General features: G+C 59.8%; 1 pseudogene. It reads right to left on the bottom strand.

Going from position 1 to position 398, the window contains the following annotated elements:
- Nucleotides 1–5: 5 nt before the first annotated feature.
- Nucleotides 6–398 (bottom strand): annotated as a pseudogene (locus P7F28_RS10255) (sigma-70 family RNA polymerase sigma factor); the annotation flags it as partial.

The raw sequence follows: 398 nt of genomic DNA, 5'->3' as shown, positions 1-398 counted from the left end.
GATACTTAGTGATCGAGAAATTGCCGGAGCTTGTCTGCCCGACTCGGGTGCATCAGTTTTCGCATCGCCTTGCTTTCGATCTGCCGGATCCGTTCGCGCGTCACGTCGAATGCTTACCCAGTTCTTCGAGCGTGAAGTCGGACGCGGTATCGATGCCGAAACGCATCCTCAGTACCTTCGCTTCACGCGGCGACAGCGCATCGAGCGCCTCATCGATCGCATCGCGCAGGTTGGCATGCACGGCCGCGTCAACGGGTGATGCCGCCATCGGATCTTCGATCATGTCGCCAAGCGTCGCATCCGCGTCCTCGCCCACCGGCATCTCGAGTGACACCGGTTGCTTGGCGACCTTCAACATGCCGCGAACCTTTTCTTCGGTCAATTCCATGCGCTCGGCC

It is taken from the genome of Caballeronia sp. BR00000012568055 (genome assembly GCF_029439455.1).
GTDB lineage: Bacteria > Pseudomonadota > Gammaproteobacteria > Burkholderiales > Burkholderiaceae > Caballeronia.
This window is presented reverse-complemented; position numbering and strand designations above follow the sequence as displayed.